Raw genomic sequence first — 18,852 nt, 5'->3', positions numbered from 1 at the left:
CTGGATGTGACATCCGTGTAATGAGTGTAAGTGCGATTCATTCGCAGTCATCACCCTCTAACAGGTCAGCGTCCATGAAGTTCACCCCGCGTTGCGTCCCCCTCTGGTTCGGCCTCACTGCCTGCTCGGCCCTCGCCGCTGCGCCCTTCGCCATGGCCGCCGAGCAGGTCCAGTTGCACGCTTTTGCCCAACCCAGCCAGCCCCTGGCCCAGGCGCTCAACGCCTTCAGCCGCGCCACCGGCCAGAGCGTGGTCTACACCCTCGAACTGCCCGGCGTGCAGGCCCCCGCGCTGAACGGCAACTTCAGCGCCGAGCAGGCCCTGCAGCAGCTGCTGGGCAACAGCGGCCTGACCTGGCGCCGCCTGGATGCCCGCACCCTGACGCTGGAAACCGTCGACACCTCCGGCGCCCTCAACCTGCAGGCCACCAACGTTACCTCGCAGCTTGACAACTACAGCTACCAGCCACCGGCCAGCGCCTCGATCATGCGCGGCCAGGGCCCGTCCCAGGACATCCCCCAGGCCATCAACGTAGTGCCGGCCCAGGTACTGCGCGACCAGGCGCCACGTAACCTCGACGATGCCCTGGCCAACGTCAGCGGCATCACCCAGGGCAACAACTTTGGCGGCACCTCCGACACCGTGATGAAGCGTGGCTTCGGCGACAACCGCGATGGCTCGATCATGCGCGACGGCATGCCGCTGGTGCAGGGCCGCAGCCTCAACGCCAGCACCGAGCGGGTCGAAGTGCTCAAGGGCCCGGCTTCGCTGCTGTACGGCATCCAGGACCCAGGCGGGGTCATCAACGTGGTCAGCAAGCGCCCGCAACTGGAGCAGTACAATGCCCTGACCGTGCGCGGCTCCACCTACGGCAGTGGCAAGAACGGCAGCGGCGGCGGTTTCGACAGCACCGGCGCACTGGGCGACAGCAACTTCGCCTACCGGCTGATCGTCGACCACGAAGACGAAGACTACTGGCGCAACTTCGGGGTGCACCGTGAATCGCTGGTAGCGCCGTCGTTCGCCTGGCTGGGCGAAGACACCCAGGTGGTACTGGCCTACGAGCACCGTGAATTCCTCTACCCCTTCGACCGCGGCACCGCGTTCGGCAGCAATGGCCACCCGCTGAACATTCCGGCCACGCGCCGCCTCGACGAACCCTTCAACGACATGGAAGGGCGCTCCGACCTGTACCGCCTGGAAGTCGATCACCAACTGGCCGACGACTGGAAGCTGCATTTCGGCTACAGCTTCAACCGCGAAACCTACGACGCCAGCCAAGTGCGCGTTACCGGCGTGAACGAGGCCAAGGGCACCCTGACCCGCAGCATCGACGGCACCCATAACGCCATGAGCCGCGACCAGTTCGCCACCCTGAGCCTGAACGGCAATGTGCAACTGGCCGGCATGCAGCACGACCTGCTGTTCGGGGTCGACCACGAAGACCGCAAGATCTTTCGCGGCGACCTGATTCGCCAGACGGCCAAGTCCACTTTCAGTTACCTGAACCCGGTGTACGGCCAGGAAGTGGAAGGCAGTACGGTGCGGGCCAGCGACAGCGACCAGACCGACAAGCTGCGCACCGATGCGATCTTCCTGCAGGATGCGCTGCACCTGGATGAGCACTGGATCGTGGTGGCGGGTGCGCGCTTCCAGCAGTTCGACCAGTACGCCGGCCGTGGCCGCCCATTCAAGGCCAACACCGACACCAGCGGCCAGGCCTGGGTGCCGCATGCGGGCATCGTCTACAAGGTCGACGACCAGTTGTCGTTCTATGGCAGCTACAGCGAGTCGTTCAAGCCCAACTCCAGCATTGCCCCGCTGACCGGTGGCGTGGTGCTGGACTCGTCGGTGGCGCCGGAGGAGGGCAAGTCCTGGGAGTTGGGCGCCAAGCTCGACATGCCGGGCAGCCTGAGCGGCACCCTGGCGCTGTTCGACATCACCAAGCAGAACGTGCTGGTGGCCAACTTCGACAGCGGCACGGGCGAGACGCTGTACAGCAACGCCGGTGAAGTCAATTCGCGGGGCGTGGAGCTGGACCTGACCGGGCAGCTCAGCGAGCACTGGAGCCTGATCGGCAGCTATGCCTTCACCGATGCCAAGGTGACCAAGGACCCAGACCTCAAGGGCAACCGCTTGCAGAACGTGGCCCGGCACAGCGGCTCGCTGTCGGCGGTGTATGATTTCGGCAGCCTGTTCGGCGGCGACCGCCTGCGGGTGGGCGCCGGGGCGCGCTACGTGGGTGAACGCCCAGGCAATTCGACCAATACCTTCGACTTGCCGAGCTACACCGTGGCAGATGCGTTCGCCAGCTACGAAACCAAGCTCGATGAACACAAGGTGCGCTTGCAGTTGAACGTGAAGAACCTGTTCGACAAGGTGTACTACAGCTCGGCGGTGAACCAGTATTTCGTCGCCATTGGTGATGCGCGGCAGGTGAGCTTGTCCAGTACCTTCGAGTTCTGACGCTCCCCTGAGGGTAGGAGCGAGCGCAGCTCGCGATGCGCCGCGCCAGCGGTGCTCGTTTCGAAGCCCAGCGCCGCGGGTGCGGCGCATCGCGAGCTGCGCTCGCTCCTACCGGGGAGTGGGACGCAGTGGGTCCTTCAGCTGCATGTAGCCATGCGGTACTGGCCTGGGGTTGCCCCAAACGCCTGGCGGAAGCGGTTGCTGAAATGGCTGGCACTGGCGAACCCGCACAGCAGCGCCACCTGCCCCAACGGCAACTCGGCCAGGCGCAGCAGTTGGCAAGCCCGGTGCAGCCGCCGCGCCAGCAGGTACTGGTGGGGCGGCAGGCCGAAGCTGGTGCGGAACATCCGCGCAAAGTGGTATTCGGACAGGTTGCAGCGCAGTGCCAGTTCACTCAGGGTGATCGGCTGGTCCAGATTCGCCTCCAGGTAATCCACCAACTGGCGGCGCAGGCTGGGTGCCAACCCGCCCTTGAGCCGCACACCCTGGCGCAACCCCACCTGGCTGAGCACGGCGTGGTCGACGATCGCGTGGGCCAGGCTGCTGGCCAGCAGGCGCTCGGCAGGTTCGTCCCAGGCCAGGCCGATCAACTGGCGAAAGCGCACCGACTGCTGCGGGTCGTCTATGAAGGTTGCCTCGTGCAGCTGCAACTCCCGCGGCTCGCGGTCGAGCAGGCGCACGCAGCCCAGGGCGAATTGCGCCTCGCTGACGTACAGGTGCGCCAGGCGAATGGCGCCGTTGACCACCCAGTTCGACTCAAAGCCCGCCGGCATGATGCACAGTTTGTTCGGCGCGCCCTTGTCCGCCGGGCGCTGGCGACGGAAGGTACCGGTGCCGTCGGCGATGTAGCACGACAGGGTGTGGTGGCTTGGCGCCTGGTAGTCGCGGGCGTCGTCGCGGTTGCTCCACAGCGCTGCGGCAAGGCCGTCGCCCAGCTGCGCGCTCAGCTCCAGCCGGGCGTTGGGCGAGGCGTGCATGGCGTTGAACACTTGCAGTTGGCTGAGTGGGGTCATGGTTGGGTCCTCTGGCTGCCATCGTACTGCGCCTGGGGGGCGGTGACAGCTGGTTGGCTAGGAAAAGCGCAAGTTTGTGCAAGCGGTGGGGGCGGGGCAGGGGGAACACTGGTGGCTCCGGCGAGGGCTGCGCCCTCGATTCGCGGGGCAAGCCCGCTCCTACAGAGAACCCACCGGCCTGTAGGAGCGGGCTTGCCCCGCGAAAAGCCGGGCGCCGACTTTGAAAGGCCCAAGGAACCACCACCATGAACCTGTCTCTGTACCTGCTCACCGTCCTGATCTGGGGCACCACCTGGATCGCCCTGAAACTGCAGCTTGGCGTGGTCGCCATTCCCGTGTCGATCGTCTACCGCTTCGCCCTGGCCGGCCTGATCCTGTTCGCCATCCTCCTGCTCACCCGCCGCCTGCAGCCGATGAACCGGCGCGGCCACCTGGTTTGCCTGGCCCAGGGCCTTTGCCTGTTCTGCGTCAACTTCATGTGTTTCCTCACCGCCAGCCAGTGGATCGCCAGCGGCCTGATCGCCGTGGTGTTCTCCACCGCCACCCTGTGGAACGCCCTGAACGCGCGGATCTTCTTCGGCCAGAAAATTGCCGGCAACGTGCTGGGTGGAGGCGCGCTGGGCCTGTTGGGGCTGGGCCTGTTGTTCTGGCCGGAACTGTCGCTCCACGCCGCCAGCCCTGAAACCCTCTACGGCCTAGGCCTGGCGTTGCTGGGCACGCTGTGCTTCTCGGCCGGCAACATGCTGTCGAGCATGCAGCAGAAAGCCGGCCTCAAGCCCATGACCACCAATGCCTGGGGCATGCTCTATGGCGCGGCGATGCTGGCCGGGTACTGCCTGGCCAGCGACATACCCTTCGCCATGGAGTGGAACAGCCGCTACATCGGCTCGCTGCTGTACCTGGTCATTCCCGGCTCGGTGATCGGCTTTACCGCCTACCTGACCCTGGTCGGGCGCATGGGGCCGGAACGCGCGGCTTACTGCACGGTGCTGTTCCCGCTGGTGGCGCTGAACATCTCGGCGTTTGCCGAGGGGTATCAGTGGACCAGCCCGGCACTGTTGGGGTTGGTGGCGGTGATGGGCGGCAACGTGCTGGTATTTCGCAAGCCCAAGGTACGCCACGAGGTGGCGTTAGCACGCTGATCTGCGGGCTGCAACTGCTTAAAATGCCAGGGGCGGTAATCCGGCAGATGGCTAGACTAACCCCGGAAGCATCAGCCACCGGACTTCCGAATGATCCTTGCGCAATCATGGAACGTGCAGCTGTCGCCGCGACAGGTGAAGTTGTTTTGCCTGTTGGCAGTGGCGCTGCACCTGCTGCCGCTGTTACTTGCAGACTATCCCTATATCGATGACATCTGGCGCGCCCAGGCAGCAGGGCTGGAAGAGAGTGGCAACGACTCCTGGACCGGCCAAGGACGCATCCTGCTTGCCTGGTTCTACCAGTTTTTAGGGTTTTACGCGGGTGCACCGAATCTTTTTCCTTTGCCTGTCCTGCTGGCGGCGGGAACAAGCGCCATGGCCATGGCCAGTTTGGTCAGGCATTACTTTCCCGTGCCGACGGCGACCTGCCTGTTTGTTGTTCTGCCACTTTGGTACAACCCGTTTTTTCTACAAGGGTTGTCCTACCAGTACGACGGGCCGGGCATGGCGATAGCGCTGGCGTTATGCATCTGGGCGATCACACTTAAGGCCACGCCCGCGTGGCAATGCCTTGGCGGTACGCTGCTGGTAGCTGCGGCCGTCAGTTTTTATCAGATAAGCGTCAATGTCTTTGCCGGGCTCTGTTGCATCGAAGTGATGCGTCAGGTGCTCGCCCATGCGGGTCTGCGCCAGGCCTGCGTGCATCTGCTTGTTCGGTTGGGGCAGTTGCTGGGTGGCTGCGGGTTGTACTACCTGGTGGTCTATCCGCTAATAGATACACCTCGTACTGCGCTGCTACCGCTTGATGGCGGCTGGCTACCCGAGGTGGTGCTGCGGTTGAAGATCATTTTCGGCCATGTAATGTTGCTGATCACCCCTGGTACTGCCTGGATGTTCGTTGGCCTGCTGGCGCTGGTGTTGGCCGCACTGCTGCTGGCGCTGCGCGATACCGTGTGCAATCGCCGCCCAGTTTTGGAACGCCTGCTGCTGGCGTTGATGTTGTTCTTACCGATAGTGGCCGTGGTGATTTTGGTCTACGGCATGATGCTGTTGTTCGCGCATTTTGACGATGGAGCCCGTCTGCTTCAGGGTTTTGGGGTGCTCATGGTGCTGCTGGCACTCCTGGCGCATCGCCTGCTTTATGGCCTGCAGCCACGTTTGGGTTGGTTGCTGGCCCTTCCGTTGCTGTTCATGCTTTCGTTTTCCTACGCCTATGGCCGGTTGCTTGTGGTGCAGAAAGAGTTGCAGCAATCGGTCGGGACAGCACTGGCGCAACGTATTCAAAGCCAGCCATCGCTCTACGACGCCAAGCGGATCTACATGCTCGACATCGGCAGCAGTGGGCACTGGCTTGCGGCAGGCAATGGTGCGTTCCAGGCGATGCCCGCCCTTCGCTATGTACTCAATGTCAATTTCCTGCTTTTGCCGGAGATGATGCCTCGATTCGGGCTGAACAACTTTGGCTCGCATCCACCACTTGAACGTAAACAGGTATTGGCCCGCAGCCCTGTTGCGGTGGTGGATGACCTGTTCTATGCCATCCATGTGGTTGATGGTACGGCCTATATTTTGATGAAAGCACCGAAGGGAGAGGAGGCCTACCGGTGGTGATCTTGCAGCGCTTCTACCGTTACGGCTTGATCGGTGTCGGCAACACGGCGGTGCACTGGCTGCTATTTTTCCTGCTGCATGGGTGCGCGGGTTGGTATCAGGCTCCCAGTAACATTATCGCGTTCGCAGTTGCCGCTAGCCTCTCATACTGCCTGAACGCTCACTTCACCTTCGGTTCACGGACCAATGGTTCTCGCTACCTGATTTTCGTTGCAGGTATGGGAGCCTTGAGCTTTGTGGTTGGGGCGTTTTCCGACTGGGCCGCGCTGTCGCCCTGGCTGACTTTGGTGATCTTTTCTGCAGTGAGCCTGGTCGCAGGTTACTGGTTTTCGCAGGCCGTAGTTTTCAGGCGGAACACGCCATGAACATCACCCTGATCGTACCGGTATACAACGAACAGGACACCCTGGAGCGGTTCTACCAGGCCGTGCGCAACGAGCCGACCCTGCAGGGCACGACCGTGGAAATCCTGTTCGTCAATGACGGCAGCGATGACGCCAGCGAAGACATCTGCGCGGCCCTGGCGGCGCGGGACGAGTGGGTATCGGTGGTGAATTTCTCGCGCAATTTCGGCAAGGAGTCGGCCTTGTTCGCCGGGCTTGAGTACGCCGAAGGCGATGCCGTGGTGCCGATCGATGTCGACCTGCAAGACCCGGTGTCGCTCATTGCGCAGATGATCGAGCAATGGCAGCAGGGGGCCGACGTGGTGCTGGCCAAGCGCCGCAGCCGCACTGCCGATACGCCGTTCAAGCGCTGGAGCGCACGGCTTTATTACCGCTTGCACAACCGCATTGCTTCAACCCATATCGAAGAGAACGTCGGCGATTTTCGGCTGCTCGACCGCAAGGTGGTGGCTGCTATCCGCCAGTTGCCCGAGCAGCAACTGTTCATGAAAGGCGTGCTGTCGTGGGTGGGTTTTCGCACGGTGATCGTCGAGTACGACCGGCCGGAGCGGGTGGCGGGCAACAGCAAGTTCAGTTTCTGGCGGCTGTGGAACCTGGCCCTGGACGGCATCACTTCGTTCAGTACCGTGCCGTTGCGGCTGTGGAGCTACGTAGGGGCGGGCGTGTCGCTGTTCGCCTTTGCCTTTGCCGTGTACATGCTGGTGGACAAGATGCTCCACGGCAACGACTTGCCAGGCTACCCGTCGATCATGACGGCGATCCTGTTCCTCGGCGGGGTGCAGCTTATCGGCATCGGGATACTGGGGGAGTACATCGGGCGGATCTACCAGGAAACCAAGCACCGCCCCCGGTATGTGGTGCGCAAGGTGCTGGGCCGGCGGCGCCAGCGGTAATCGCTATTGCCTGTCCCGGCCTCTTCGCGGGCAAGCCCGCTCCCACAGGTACATCACAGGCCTGGCGATGCAGGAGCGGGCTTGCCCCGCGAAGAGGCCACCACAAGCGCTAAAAAACCATCACCCCTTCCAAACCTGTGGATTCACCAAATCCCGCGGCCGCTCACCCAGCAGCGCCGCCCGCAGGTTCTCCATGGCCCGGTTGGCCATGGCCTCGCGGGTTTCCGCCGTGGCCGAGCCAATGTGCGGCAGGGTCAGTGCATTGGGCAGTTGGAACAAGGGCGATTCGCTCAGCGGTTCTTTCTCGTACACATCCAGCCCGGCCCCGCGAATGGTGCCGTTCTGCAGCGCCTCGACCAACGCCGCCTCGTCCACCACCGGGCCGCGGGCGATGTTGATCAGAAACGCGCTGGGCTTCATCAGCTTCAGCTCGCGGGCACCGATCAGCTTGCGCGTGGCGTCGGACAGCGGCACCACCAGGCAAACGAAGTCCGATTCGGCCAGCAACTGCTCAAGGCTGCGGTACTGCGCGCCCAACTCCTGCTCCAGCGCCGCCTTGCGGCTGTTGCCGGCATACAGGATCGACATGCCGAAACCGAAGCGGCCACGGCGGGCAACGGCCGCGCCGATGTTGCCCAGGCCGACGATGCCCAGGGTCTTGCCATGTACATCGCTGCCGAAGTGCGACGGCGCAACGGTGGCCTGCCAGTTGCCGGCCTTGGTCCAGGCATCGAGCTCGGCCGTGCGGCGGGCGCAACCCATGATCAGCGAGAAGCCCAGGTCGGCGGTGCTTTCGGTGAGCACGTCGGGGGTGTTGGTCAGGGCGATGCCGCGTTCGTTGAAGTAGTCGACATCGTAGTTGTCGTAGCCCACCGAAACGCTGGACACCACCTCCAGCTTGCCCGCACCTTCGAGTTGCGCACGGCCAAGCTTACGCCCGGCACCGATCAGGCCGTGGGCCTCGGGCAGGGCTTCGTTGAACTGGGCACTGATATCACCGAGCTTGGGGCTTGGCACGATCACGTTGAAGTCTTGCTGCAGGCGCTCGGCCATGGCCGGGGTGATGCGGCTGAAGGCCAGGACGGTCTTTTTCATCGGGCAACTTCTCAGGGCGGTGGGTCGGGTTGGTTGCTTAGCAACCTACCATTGTCCACCGCCGCCGTGCAGCAGCTTTTTCAGTTGGCGATCAGTAATTCATGGGTTTTCAGGTCCGCCTCATGGGCTGCCAGAATCTCTGGCAGGGAATTGCGCAGGTACTCGACCCAGGTCTTGATCTTGGCATCCAGGTATTGGCGCGAGGGGTAGATGGCGTACAGGTTCAGCTCCTGCAGGCGGTAGTCCGGCAGCGCCCGCACCAGGCTGCCATCGCGCAGGCCGTCGATTGCCGAGTAGATCGGCAGCACGCCCATGCCCATGCCGCTGCGGATCGCGGTTTTCATCGCGTCTGCCGAATTGACCTGGAACGGCGAGCTGGTGATGTTGACCAGCTCCTGGCCTTCCGGGCCATCGAACAACCACTTCTCCAGCGGAATCACCGGGCTGACCATGCGCAGGCACGCGTGCTGCAGCAGGTCGAGCGGCTTGTGCGCGAAGCCGTTGCGCGCCACGTAGTCGGGCGAGGCGCAGACGATGCTGTAGGTGATGCCCAGGCGCTGGGAGACGAAACCGGAGTCCGGCAGCTCGGTGGCGAGCACGATGGACACGTCGTAACCCTCTTCGAGCAGGTCTGGCACGCGGTTGGCCATGGTCAGGTCGAAGGTCACGTCCGGGTGCGATTCGCGGTAGCGGGTGATGGCATCGACCACGAAATGCTGGCCGACCCCGGTCATCGAGTGCACTTTCAACTGCCCGGCAGGCCGGGCATGGGCGTCGCTGGCCTCGGCCTCGGCTTCCTCGACATAGGTGAGGATTTGCTCGCAGCGCATCAGGTATCGCTTGCCGGCTTCGGTCAAGGCGATGCGCCGGGTGGTGCGGTTGAGCAGCCGGGTTTGCAGATGGGCTTCCAGGTTGGAGACCGCCCGCGACACGTTCGCGGTGGTCGTATCCAGTTGCGCGGCGGCGGCGGTAAAGCTGCCTAGCTGGGCTACGCAACTGAAAGCACGCATGTTTTGCAGGGTGTCCATGGGTCACTCTCGATATAGAGGACAAAATTGTGTCATGAAGTAACGCAAAAGTTATGAAAACTTGCCTTCGACCAAAGGCGGATTATCGCTGTTTCGGTAACAAAGATTCGCAGGAATATGCGCTTATCGCCAGTGCGGCTGCCCCCTAGAATTGCCCGGCCCCTCCACCTCTTCCTCGGGAAATCGCAGCTGTGCCGCGTCGCATCATCAGAACGCTTCAAGTGTTCAGTGCCTGTGCCCTTAGTCTCACCTTGAGCGGCTGTATCGGAACCTGGGGCATTGCCCCGCAAAGCAAGACCCTGCAAGCCAATTCCCTGACCCCTGATGCCGCCATTCGCGAGGCAGCCAGCGATGCCCATTGGCCCGACCAACAGTGGTGGCAGGCCTATGCCGACCCGCAACTGAACCGCTGGGTGAACCTTGCCGTGGCCGGTAGCCCGAGCCTGGCCATGGCGGCGGCGCGGGTACGCGAGGCCAAGGCCATGGCCGGGGTGGTCGAGTCGGCTGAACAGCTGCAGGCCAACGGCCAGGCCAGCCTCAAGCGGCACAATTGGCCGGAGGACCAGTTCTACGGCCCCGGCGCATTGTCGGGGGCCAACACCTGGGACAACAACGCCGCCATTGGCTTCAGCTACGCCCTGGACCTGTGGGGCCGCGAGCGCAATGCCAGCGAGCAGGCCGTGGACCAGGCGCACATGAGCGTGGCCGAGGCCCGCCAGGCCCAGCTCGAATTGCAGAACAACGTGGTGCGCGCCTATATCCAGCTGAGCCTGCACTTTGCCCAGCGCGACATCGTCAAGGCCGAACTCGAACAGCAAGAGCAGATCCTGGCCCTGGCCAAGCGCCGCCTGGCCGGTGGCATCGGCACCCATTTCGAAGTCAGCCAGGCCGAGGCGCCGCTGCCTGAAACCCACCGCCAGCTCGACAGCCTGGATGAAGAAATCGCCCTGGCCCGCAACCAGTTGGCCGCCCTGGCTGGCAAGGGCCCGGGGGAGGGCGCGCAACTGCAGCGCCCGAGCCTGACCCTGGCCGCGCCATTGAAGCTGCCGTCCAACCTGCCCGCCGAACTGGTCGGCCAGCGCCCCGACGTGGTTGCCAGCCGCTGGCAGGTGGCTGCCCAGGCCCGCGGCATCGACGTTGCCCATGCCGGTTTCTTCCCCAATGTCGACCTGGTCGGCAGCCTGGGTTTCATGGCCACCGGCGGTGGCCCGCTGGAGTTCCTGACCGGGCGCAAGTTCAACTACAACGTGGGCCCGGCGATCAGCCTGCCGATTTTCGATGGCGGCCGCCTGCGCTCGCAGCTGGGCGTGGCCTCGGCGGGTTACGACGTGGCCGTGGCGCGCTACAACCAGACCGTGATCGGTGCGCTGAAGAACATCTCCGACCAGCTGATTCGCCGTGAGTCGATGCAGCAACAGGCGCACTTTGCCGCCGAGTCGGTGGCCGCTGCGCAGAAAACCTACGACATCGCCACGGTCGCCTTCCAGCGCGGCCTGACCGACTACCTCAATGTGCTCAATGCCCAGACCTTGCTGTTTCGCCAGCAACAGGTGCAACAGCAGGTGCAGGCCGCGCGCCTGATCGCCCATGCCGAGCTGGTCACCGCCCTGGGCGGCGGCCTGCAGGCGGGCAAGGACGTGCCGGACGAACAGCGCCAGGCCGCCCCGAAAACCCCGGCCAGCCTGGCCCTGTTCGACCAGCAGCCGGGTAACGCCGAATGAGCGCTTGCAGTTTGCCCGTGCGCTGGCTGCAGCGCCTGGAGTGGCGCCGGGGCTTTTTCGCCTGGGCACGTACCGACGGGGTGACCTGGGTGTACATCTTCAAGGTGCTGGCCGCGGCGTTCATCACCCTGTGGCTGGCCATGCGCCTGGAGCTGCCGCAACCGCGCACGGCGATGATCACCGTGTTCATCGTCATGCAGCCGCAGAGCGGCCATGTGTTCGCCAAGAGCTTCTACCGGGTGCTCGGCACCTTGGCAGGCTCAGCGATGATGGTGGCGCTGATTGCCATTTTCCCGCAGAACACCGAGCTGTTCCTGCCCAGCCTCGCGCTGTGGGTGGGCCTGTGCTCGGCGGGCGCCATGCGCTACCGCACCTTCCGCGCCTACGGCTTCGTGCTGGCCGGTTACACCGCAGCGATGATCGGCCTGCCGGTGCTGCAGCACCCCGACCAGGCGTTCATGGCCGCCGTGTGGCGGGTGCTGGAGATTGCCCTGGGTATCATGGTGTCGACCTTCGTCAGCGCCGCGATCCTGCCCCAGTCGGCCAGCGCCGCCATGCGCAACGCCCTGTACCAGCGCTTTGGCGTGTTCGCAGGTGTGGTGGTCGAAGCCCTGCGCGGCGACAGCCAGCGCGACCGCTTCGAAACCAGCAACGTGCGTTTCGTTGCCGAGGCGGTGGGCCTGGAGAGCCTGCGCAACGTAACCGCCTTCGAAGACCCGCACATGCGCCGGCGTTCGGGCCGGCTGGTGCGCATGAACAGCGAGTTCATGGCCATCACCACCCGTTTCAACGCCCTGCATCGCCTGCTGGAACGCTTGCGCGCCCGCGGCCCCTTGCAGATCGTCAGCGCCATCGAGCCTGGCCTTGGCACCTTGGTCGAGCTGCTGCAGCCCTATGTCGGCCGGGCGCTCACCGACGCCGATGCCCTGCGCCTGACGCTGGAGCTGGGCGCCTACAAGGAGGGCCTGCAGGCCCAGGTACGTGGCCTGCGTGCCGACTACCTGGCCACCGGGCCGAGCGAGTCCGACCAGCTGGACTTCCACACCGCCTTCGAGCTGCTTTACCGCTTCGTCGACGAGATGTACAGCTACGCCGAAACCCACGCCTCGCTGGCCGCGCACAATCACCAGCGCGAGCAGTGGGACGAGCCCTACGTGGCGCAGACCAGCTGGTTGGTGTCGCTGGCCGCTGGCGTGCGCGCCTCGGCGGTGCTGTTGCTGCTGGGCAGTTACTGGCTGATGAGCGATTGGCCCAGCGGCGCCATGATGACCCTGATCGCCACGGTGACCGTGGGCCTGTCGGCGGCATCGCCAAATCCCAAGCGCATGTCGTTCCAGATGGCCTGTGGCACGGCCATCGGCGCCTTCGTCGGCTTTTTCGAAACCTTCTTCGTGTTCCCCTGGATCGACGGCTTCGCGTTGTTGTGCATGGTCCTGGCGCCGGTGTTGGCACTCGGCGCGTTCCTGTCGTCGCGCCCGGCCTACGCGGGCTACGGCATTGGCTTGCTGGTGTTCTTCGCCATCGGCTCAGTGCCGAACAACCTCACCGTCTACGACCCGTACAGCTTCATCAACGACTACATCGGCATGGTCATCGGCATGTTCGTTTGCGCCGCTGCTGGCGCGATCATCCTGCCGCCCAACAGCCGTTGGTTGTGGAGCCGCCTGGAACAGGAGCTGCGCGGCCAGGTGCTGTTCGCCATCAGCGGGCGCCTGCGTGGCCTCGGCAGCGCATTCGAAAGCCGCACCCGCGACCTGCTGCACCAGGCCTATGGTCTGGCGGCGGGCAAGCCACAGGTGCAGAGCCAGCTGATGGGCTGGATGTTCACGGTGCTGGAGATCGGCCACGCGATCATCGAGCTGCGCAAGGAGCAGGCGCGGGCGCCGGTGCACCCGGCCTACGCCGAGTCGCAGCCCTGGCGCCAGGCGATCCGCGTGATGGGCCGGGCCCTGGCGCGGTTGTTCCTGCAACCGAGCGCCAGCAACCACGAGCGCGCCCTGGTGGCGGTGGACCACGCCATCGCCCGTGTGCAGGCCACCGACGAGCCCTTTGCCCGGCACTTCGACACCTCGGTGCTGCGCCGGGCGCAGAGCTACCTGCACTTCATCCGTTCTTCCCTGCTGGACCCACAGTCGCCGCTGGCCCCGGCGAAAGGAACGCACCATGTTCAGTAATGCCATGCCCCGTGAAATCGCCTTCCATGGCGTGTACATGCCCACCATGACTTTGATGTTCCTGTTCGCCCTGGGCCTGGCCTGGGGCCTGGACCGGTTCATTGCCAGCCATGATGGCTACCGCTTCTTCTGGCACCCGGCGCTGCTGCGCCTGAGCCTGTTCGTCTGCCTGTTCGGCGCCCTGGCGCTGTCGCTCTACTGGTGAGAATCCATCGATGAAAAAGTTCTTCAGCCTGATCGCCACCCTGTTGGTGCTGGCCGCTGCCGTGGTGATCGGTCGCCAGTTGTGGCTGCACTACATGACAACGCCCTGGACCCGCGACGGCCGTGTGCGCGCCGACATCATCAACGTTGCCGCCGACGTGCCGGGTTATGTGGTCGACGTACCGGTCAAGGACAACCAGCGGGTCAAGAAGGGCGACCTGTTGATCCAGATCGACCCCGAGCACTACCAACTGGCGGTCGACCAGGCCAAGGCGCTGGTCGCCTCGCGCAAGGCCACCTGGGACATGCGCAAGGTCAACGCCAAGCGCCGCGCCGACCTGGACAACCTGGTGATCTCCCGGGAAAACCGCGACGACGCCAGCAACATCGCCAACGCCGCCCAGGCCGAATACCAGCAGGCCCTGGCGGGGCTTGCGGCAGCCGAACTGAACCTCAAGCGCACCCATATCGTCGCCACGGTGGATGGCTACGTGACCAACCTGAACATCCACAAGGGCGACTATGCGCGCACCGGTGAAGCGGTGATGGCGGTGGTCGACGAGCAGTCGTTCTGGGTGTATGGGTTCTTCGAGGAAACCAAGCTGCCCCATGTGCACGTGGGCGACCCGGCCGAGTTGCAGATGATGAGCGGCGAGCGCATCAAGGGCCACGTAGAGAGCATCGCCCGCGGCATCTACGACCGCGACAACCCACAGAGCCGCGAGCTGATTGCCGACGTGAACCCGACCTTCAACTGGGTACGGCTGGCGCAGCGGGTGCCGGTGCGGATTCATATCGATGAGGTGCCAGAAGGGTTCCTGCTGGCGGCGGGGACAACCTGTACGGTGGTGGTGAAGCCGGGCGAGGAATGAGCTGTACTAGCTAGGCTTTACTTGCGCGGGCCCTGACTCGCGCAGCAACTGATCCCAGTCGTCTGGCGGGTGGCCGGTTAGCAACATCTTCCCGAAGACCCTATAAGCGTCATCGCTGCTGTCATAGGCCCGCTTGGTCGAATCGTCGTTGACCCATGCCAGCACGATGATCCGACTGGGTGTGTGGTAGCGAAAGAACAACCGGTATTGCTGGAAAAACTTCGCTCTGAACCAATGCTTGTGTTCACCGCCCAATGTTGCACCCAGCCGGTACTCCACCTTGGTCGGATCTTGGGGGATCACATCGAACGCCAGACGTTTGATTGCTGCCAGCCGTTTGAACGCGTTCTTTTTCGTGTAGCCCGCAGGGTCTTTCTGCATCTGCGCCTGAACCTGTGCACTGAGCGCTTCGAGCTTGGCCAGGAACAGCGGGTGGGCGAACACTGTCCATCCATGAATTACCAGCGGCTTCTTGCTCGCATCACTCATTCATCGTCCGCCGAGAGAGGTTGATCCAGATCGACCTCTGCAGTACCCACAAGCTTGTCGAGGCGAGCGATGAGGTCGGCATCGACAACCTGCAATCGTTGAGGATTGGCTGCGATGTCGTGGGCCAGAAAACTCAGGAACTGGCCTAGCACGGGATCGTCCTCGGTTGCCTCTGCGCGGGTGAGTATCACCTCGCCGTCCGGGCGAATCGAGTAGTGAATCTTGTCACGTTTTTTCAAACCCAGCGCACGGCGCACCGTTTCGGGAACGGTGGTCTGGTAGCGATCGGTCAGGGTGGACTCGACGTCGAAGTGAGTAGCCATTGGTCCGGTATCCTTGGGTTGCAGCAATGCCCTTGAAGGTAATGCGAATGCATTGCCTGGTCAATGCAGTTGCATTACCGAGCGGACAAGCGGTTCAGGCTGCGCAAACCAAGACGGGCATGCCTACCTGATCGATCACCTTGGCACTGATCGACGGGTCCAGTAACCGGCCCAGCCGCGACAGGTGGCGGTGGCCCATGATGATCAGTTCGCAGCCCAGTTGCTGGGCCTTGGCCACGATGGCGTCTACCGGCTGGCCGGCGAGCATGCAGCCCTGGCTGCTGAAGCCTGCCTGGCGCAGTTGTTCCACGGCCTCGGCCACGGCGCGCTCGCCCAGGCGTTGCTCTTCGCAGGCGGCGGGGTATTCCTCCAGCTCCTCGGCGGTGTAGGGGGCGGGTTTATCGTGCACGGCGAAGGTCGAGTCGATGGCCAGCAGCACGTGCAGTTCGTGCTCGCCCGGGCGGCAGTAGCGGCGGGCCAGGGTGAGCAGGGCGGTGGAAGAGGGGGAGGCGTCGATGGCGATCAGGACGGGGTTGGGCATGGGGATCCTTTAATGTAGCAGGTAGGCATTTTTGCAGGTCTGGCCCTTTCGCGGGGCAAGCCCGCTCCTACAGGGAGCGGGTTTAGCCGCGAAAGGGGCTGGCCTGCCATGCATGATTCTTGGCTCAATCCATCCTGGGAATAAATGCCCCACCACGCACGAGCGCATTGCGTCTGGTGCAATCCGCCAACCTGCTACCATCGCCTTTCCCCGCAGCTGTAACGGAACCTGGTCATGCAACTCCCGGACATGAACCTGCTCGTCGCCCTCGATGCTTTGCTCGATGAGGGCAGCGTGGTGGGTGCGGCGCAGCGCATGAACCTGAGCCCGGCAGCCATGAGCCGGACCTTGGGGCGCATTCGTGATGCCCTCGGTGATCCGATTCTGGTACGCGCCGGCCGTGGCCTGGTGCCCACGCCGCGGGCCCTGGCCCTGCGCGAGCAGGTGGCGGCGCTGGTGGAGCAGGCCGGCGAGGTGTTCCGCAGCGCCGATGAAGTCGACCTGCCCCGGCTCGACCGCGCATTCAACATTCGCACCAATGACCTGTTCATTGCCTTGTACGGCGCCCAGCTGCTGCGGCGCATGCACGAGCAGGCGCCGCGCACCGTGCTGCGTTTCGTGCCAGAAAGCCCAGGGGGCGATGACGACAGCGTGCTGCGCGACGGGCGTACCGACCTTATCATCAGCTCCACCGTCGACCTGGGGCCAGAGATCAAGGTGCAGAGCCTGTTTCAGACCTATTACGTGGGCCTGGCGCGGCGCGACCACCCGATCTTCGACGAGCCGATCACGCCGGACAGCTTTGCCAGTTATCCACAGATCAGCGTGTCCCGCCGTGGCCGGGCCAATGGGCCGATCGATGTGGAGCTGGCCCATTTCAAGGTACAGCGGCGGGTGGCGCTGATTACCCCAAGCTTTCACTCGGCGCTGTTCTCGCTGCCGGATTCGGACCTGATCCTGCCAATGCCGGCCAATATCCTCAACAGCGTGTACAAGCTCGGCCTGCCTTTGCGCTCGTTCGAGATCCCGGTGCCGCTGGAGCGGGTGAACGTGCTGCAGGCCTGGCACCCGCGTTTTCACAACGACCCGGCGCACCGCTGGTTGCGGCAGACCTTGAAAGCCTGCTGCAGTGTCGACCCTTGAGGCCGCACCGCCTGCTTCGCGGGGTAGGAGCGGGCTTGCCCCGCGAAGCAGGCGACTCGATCTCGACTCCGATTGCGCTCCACGCAATATAAAACTGCCAATAAGTCAGTTTTCGTCAGCATTCGACCTTCTTAGACTGGCTCCAGTCGCAAATTTGTTGCTGGAGATGTCTGCCCATGAGTTCCCTGTCCGCCCCCTCTGCCGCGATTGCCGCCGCCCCTGCGCCGGCCGCCCCCGTGCAGACGGCGTTCGGCCTGCGGGTGGTGGTCGGGCTGTTCGGTGTGCTGCTGGCCGTGCTCTGCGCCGGGCTGAACGAGTCGGTCACCAAGATTTCCCTGGCCGACATTCGCGGTGCCATGGGCATTGGCGCCGACGAAGGCGCCTGGCTGCTCGCGGTGTACAGCGCCGCCTCGGTTTCGGCCATGGCCTTCGCCCCCTGGCTGGCCACCACCTTTTCCCTGCGCCGCTTCACCATCAGCGCGGTCGGCCTGTTCGCCGTGCTTGGCCTGCTGCAGCCGTTCGCCCCCAACCTGCACAGCCTGATGCTGCTGCGCATCCTCCAGGGCTTCGCCTCGGGCGCCTTGCCGCCGATGCTGATGAGCGTGGCACTGCGCTTCCTGCCGCCGGGCATCAAGGTCTACGGCCTGGCCTGCTACGCCCTGACTGCCACCTTCGGCCCCAACCTTGGCACACCACTGGCGGGGCTGTGGACCGAGTACGTCGGCTGGCAGTGGGCGTTCTGGCAAATCATCCTGCCCTCGGCATTGGCCATGTTCTGCGTCGGCTGGGGCCTGCCCCAGGACCCGCTGCGCCTGGAGCGCTTCAAGCAGTTCGACTGGCGCGGCGTGCTGCTGGGCCTGCCCGCCATCAGCAGCATCGTGCTCGGCCTGTCGCTCGGTGACCGCTGGGGCTGGTTCGATTCGCCGCTGATCTGCTGGCTGCTAGGCGGCGGCGTAGTGCTGCTGGTGCTGTTCATGTTCAACGAATGGTCCGAGCCGCTGCCGTTCTTCCAGTTGCGCATGCTGCAGCGGCGCAACCTGAGCTTTGCCCTGGTGACCCTGGCAGGGGTGCTGATCGTGCTTTCCGGCGTTGCCAGCATTCCGTCGGCCTACCTGGCGCAGATCCAGGGCTACCGCCCGGCACAAACCAGCCCGCTGATGATGCTGGTGGCCATGCCGCAACTGCTCGCCCTGCCGCTGACCGCCGCGCTGTGCAACCTGCGCGCAGTGGACTGCCGCTGGGTACTGGCCACGGGCCTGGCCATGCTGGCGGTGTCCTGCCTGGGCAGCAGCCTGCTGACCAGCCAGTGGATCCGCGGCGACTTCTACCCGTTCTACCTGCTGCAGGTATTCGGCCAGCCCATGGCGGTGCTGCCGCTGCTGATGCTCTCCACCAACGGCATGACCCCGCAGGAAGGCCCGTTCGCCTCCAGCTGGTTCAACACCGTCAAAGGCCTGGCCGCCGTGATCGCCGGCGGCCTGCTGGACGCCCTCGGCACCCTGCGCCGGCATTTTCACTCCAACCACCTGGTGGACAGCCTGGGCAACGCCCCGCTGATCGACGACAACGCCGCAGGCCTGGCCAAGCGCCTTCACGACCAGGCGCTGGTACTGACCTCGGCCGACCTGTACCTGGTCATGGCCTGCATCGCCGTGGCGCTGATCTGCCTGATTCCTTTCGTGCCTACCCGGGTCTATCCGCCGCGCGCGGTGGCCTGAATCCTGGATGAATTCG

At 64.2% G+C, this 18,852-nt stretch carries 17 protein-coding genes; 11 read left to right on the top strand and 6 right to left on the bottom strand.

Annotated elements, in window-relative coordinates; translation table 11 throughout:
- Window positions 1–74: 74 nt before the first annotated feature.
- Window positions 75–2,465, top strand: a complete 2,391-nt coding sequence (locus F3J44_RS06670) for a TonB-dependent receptor (RefSeq protein WP_167271280.1) — start codon at window positions 75–77, stop codon at window positions 2,463–2,465.
- 137 nt (window positions 2,466–2,602) lie between these two features.
- Here F3J44_RS06670 and F3J44_RS06665 read toward each other — a convergent pair whose 3' ends face one another.
- Window positions 2,603–3,478, bottom strand: a complete 876-nt coding sequence (locus tag F3J44_RS06665) for an AraC family transcriptional regulator (protein ID WP_167271278.1) — start codon at window positions 3,476–3,478, stop codon at window positions 2,603–2,605.
- A 245-nt stretch (window positions 3,479–3,723) separates the two neighbouring features.
- Between F3J44_RS06665 and F3J44_RS06660 the strand changes: the two genes are divergently transcribed.
- The 4 genes from F3J44_RS06660 to F3J44_RS06645 all read left to right on the top strand — a co-directional run bounded on the left by F3J44_RS06660 (window position 3,724) and on the right by F3J44_RS06645 (window position 7,528).
- Window positions 3,724–4,620, top strand: a complete 897-nt coding sequence (locus F3J44_RS06660) for a DMT family transporter (RefSeq protein WP_167271276.1) — start codon at window positions 3,724–3,726, stop codon at window positions 4,618–4,620.
- A 90-nt stretch (window positions 4,621–4,710) separates the two neighbouring features.
- Window positions 4,711–6,231, top strand: coding sequence for a glucosyltransferase domain-containing protein (locus F3J44_RS06655; RefSeq protein WP_167271274.1), 1,521 nt, complete (start codon window positions 4,711–4,713; stop codon window positions 6,229–6,231).
- Window positions 6,225–6,596 carry a GtrA family protein gene (locus F3J44_RS06650; protein ID WP_167271272.1) on the top strand — a complete coding sequence of 124 codons (372 nt, stop codon included), beginning with the start codon at window positions 6,225–6,227 and terminating at the stop codon, window positions 6,594–6,596. The genes F3J44_RS06655 and F3J44_RS06650 overlap by 7 nt, the downstream gene beginning before the upstream one ends.
- Window positions 6,593–7,528 carry a glycosyltransferase family 2 protein gene (locus F3J44_RS06645; RefSeq protein ID WP_167065727.1) on the top strand — a complete coding sequence of 312 codons (936 nt, stop codon included), beginning with the start codon at window positions 6,593–6,595 and terminating at the stop codon, window positions 7,526–7,528. Before F3J44_RS06650 ends, F3J44_RS06645 begins: the two co-directional genes overlap by 4 nt.
- 120 nt (window positions 7,529–7,648) lie before the next feature.
- Here the strand turns inward: F3J44_RS06645 and F3J44_RS06640 are convergent, their stop codons facing one another.
- Window positions 7,649–8,623, bottom strand: coding sequence for a D-glycerate dehydrogenase (locus tag F3J44_RS06640; protein ID WP_167065724.1), 975 nt, complete (start codon window positions 8,621–8,623; stop codon window positions 7,649–7,651).
- An 80-nt stretch (window positions 8,624–8,703) separates the two neighbouring features.
- The gene (locus F3J44_RS06635) at window positions 8,704–9,651 is read right to left on the bottom strand and encodes a LysR family transcriptional regulator (protein WP_167065721.1); all 948 of its coding nucleotides are present in this window, start codon (window positions 9,649–9,651) and stop codon (window positions 8,704–8,706) included.
- A gap of 191 nt (window positions 9,652–9,842) precedes the next feature.
- Between F3J44_RS06635 and F3J44_RS06630 the strand changes: the two genes are divergently transcribed.
- From F3J44_RS06630 to F3J44_RS06615, 4 genes are read left to right on the top strand one after another with little or no spacing between them, the layout of a single operon-like run.
- Window positions 9,843–11,372, top strand: coding sequence for an efflux transporter outer membrane subunit (locus tag F3J44_RS06630; protein ID WP_167271270.1), 1,530 nt, complete (start codon window positions 9,843–9,845; stop codon window positions 11,370–11,372).
- Window positions 11,369–13,546, top strand: coding sequence for an FUSC family protein (locus F3J44_RS06625; RefSeq protein ID WP_167271268.1), 2,178 nt, complete (start codon window positions 11,369–11,371; stop codon window positions 13,544–13,546). Before F3J44_RS06630 ends, F3J44_RS06625 begins: the two co-directional genes overlap by 4 nt.
- A 4-nt stretch (window positions 13,547–13,550) precedes the next feature.
- Window positions 13,551–13,751 carry a DUF1656 domain-containing protein gene (locus F3J44_RS06620; protein WP_008097766.1) on the top strand — a complete coding sequence of 67 codons (201 nt, stop codon included), beginning with the start codon at window positions 13,551–13,553 and terminating at the stop codon, window positions 13,749–13,751.
- A gap of 10 nt (window positions 13,752–13,761) precedes the next feature.
- Window positions 13,762–14,622 (top strand): HlyD family secretion protein, encoded by an 861-nt coding sequence (locus F3J44_RS06615; protein WP_167271265.1) that lies wholly within the window; start codon window positions 13,762–13,764, stop codon window positions 14,620–14,622.
- Window positions 14,623–14,628: 6 nt separating this feature from the next.
- On the opposite strand, the gene F3J44_RS06610 is transcribed toward F3J44_RS06615, so the two are convergent.
- The 3 genes from F3J44_RS06610 to F3J44_RS06600 all read right to left on the bottom strand — a co-directional run bounded on the left by F3J44_RS06610 (window position 14,629) and on the right by F3J44_RS06600 (window position 15,975).
- Window positions 14,629–15,111: a type II toxin-antitoxin system YhaV family toxin gene (locus tag F3J44_RS06610; protein WP_167271263.1), complete on the bottom strand. Its 483-nt coding sequence runs from the start codon at window positions 15,109–15,111 to the stop codon at window positions 14,629–14,631.
- The gene (locus F3J44_RS06605) at window positions 15,108–15,434 is read right to left on the bottom strand and encodes a type II toxin-antitoxin system PrlF family antitoxin (protein WP_167271261.1); all 327 of its coding nucleotides are present in this window, start codon (window positions 15,432–15,434) and stop codon (window positions 15,108–15,110) included. The genes F3J44_RS06610 and F3J44_RS06605 overlap by 4 nt, the downstream gene beginning before the upstream one ends.
- 94 nt (window positions 15,435–15,528) lie before the next feature.
- Window positions 15,529–15,975, bottom strand: coding sequence for a universal stress protein (locus F3J44_RS06600; RefSeq protein ID WP_167271259.1), 447 nt, complete (start codon window positions 15,973–15,975; stop codon window positions 15,529–15,531).
- Between the two features lie 234 nt (window positions 15,976–16,209).
- Here F3J44_RS06600 and F3J44_RS06595 point away from each other — a divergent pair, with 234 nt between their 5' ends.
- A complete protein-coding gene (locus F3J44_RS06595) occupies window positions 16,210–17,118 on the top strand; it encodes a LysR family transcriptional regulator (protein ID WP_167065705.1) in 909 nt (302 codons plus the stop codon).
- Between the two features lie 176 nt (window positions 17,119–17,294).
- Window positions 17,295–18,836, top strand: coding sequence for an MFS transporter (locus tag F3J44_RS06590; protein ID WP_167271257.1), 1,542 nt, complete (start codon window positions 17,295–17,297; stop codon window positions 18,834–18,836).
- The last annotated feature ends 16 nt before the right edge of the window (window positions 18,837–18,852 follow it).

It is taken from the genome of Pantoea sp. Tr-811, from assembly GCF_011752535.1.
GTDB lineage: Bacteria > Pseudomonadota > Gammaproteobacteria > Pseudomonadales > Pseudomonadaceae > Aquipseudomonas.
This window is presented reverse-complemented; position numbering and strand designations above follow the sequence as displayed.